The following is a 1101-nucleotide window of genomic DNA, read 5'->3' as shown; positions in this document are numbered from 1 at the left end:
AACGCATCAGTGTCTTACTACGCATCGCTATGAAGGCATGACGCCTCCGTCATAGCGTCAACTTGATGCATAGGCATTTTGAAATTCCTATGCATCAAGCCAACACGTGCGAAGTACTCCTGCTCGCCTTGCAAGATCAATATTTGGGGTAAGCCAGGGCTAAACCTAATTTGCGGGGAATGCTCAGGCAGGTTCACCACTGGCGAAACCACTGACGATGACGCAGAAAAAAGCCGGAACGAATCCGGCTCTGAGGAATGACCATGGCCAGCCCTTCAATTATCGGACACCATTCCGTAATTGAAGGGCGTCAGCCAAGTGAGCAATGCGTCATATCCCATAGCTAGCACCTTGCTGACAAGTCCTGTTGATAGCAGCACCGTGAAAACGAACCACTGCCCAAACAGCGCGCAAGCTAGAAACCCGAACAAGCAGAGAAACGCTACCCCTTCCAGTACCAGGAAAATCAAAGGGCGGATCAACGAAAGAAACGAGAATGCCGCCACTCGGAAAGTACCAGTCACAACTTTACGAATCTTCATGTTTCTCCCCTTCCAGTACCAGGAAAATCAAAGGGCGGATCAACGAAAGAAACGAGAATGCCGCCACTCGGAAAGTACCAGTCACAACTTTACGAATCTTCATGTTTCACTTCCTCCAGTCCAACGATCTGCGCCGTGGACAAATCCACTTGGCATATTTCCCCGGTATCTGCAAAGACCACACTAACCACTCCTGATGCTGCTAATGTCGCTTCCCTGCCACCGATAAGCAGTTTCACCACGGAAGATGGCAATGTATCTGACTGTATTACAACCTCAGGTTTAGGTTCAGTGGTGCCGCTATTTTCCGGTTCCTGGTCAGTCTGTTGGCCAGGCTCCTGGTCTTTGTTTTGCCCCGGCTCCGGCTCCGGCTCCTGTTCCTGGTCGTGTTTTGGATCTGGATCAGTTGAGAGAGGGTTTGTTTCCACCTGGGGTGGCACCTCTGGCGAGACTGTCAGAAATTTTGTGTTCGGGCATAACATGTAGCTAGAGGTGCATGTATGCCGACCAAAAAGAAGTCCGCCAATGCAACAGCGAGGGAGTTGCCCTCGATTCCCCA

General features: G+C 50.8%; 2 protein-coding genes. Both read right to left on the bottom strand.

Translation table 11 applies throughout. The annotated features are described in order from the left end of the window. Positions 1–275 precede the first annotated feature (275 nt). Positions 276–542 carry a hypothetical protein gene (locus tag AO277_RS13840; protein ID WP_099259027.1) on the bottom strand — a complete coding sequence of 89 codons (267 nt, stop codon included), beginning with the start codon at positions 540–542 and terminating at the stop codon, positions 276–278. 89 nt (positions 543–631) lie between these two features. Continuing rightward, positions 632–970 (bottom strand): hypothetical protein, encoded by a 339-nt coding sequence (locus AO277_RS13835; RefSeq protein WP_143492774.1) that lies wholly within the window; start codon positions 968–970, stop codon positions 632–634. Positions 971–1101 lie beyond the last annotated feature (131 nt).

The organism is Pseudomonas amygdali (assembly GCF_002699855.1).
Lineage (GTDB): Bacteria > Pseudomonadota > Gammaproteobacteria > Pseudomonadales > Pseudomonadaceae > Aquipseudomonas > Aquipseudomonas amygdali.
The sequence above is the reverse complement of the archived record's forward strand: the minus strand, read 5'-3'. Positions and strand labels throughout refer to the sequence as shown.

Bases quoted from the DNA above. Each gene is read 5' to 3' on its own strand.
- AO277_RS13840 (WP_099259027.1), bottom strand. From the start codon at position 542: ATGAAGATTCGTAAAGTTGTGACTGGTACTTTCCGAGTGGCGGCATTC.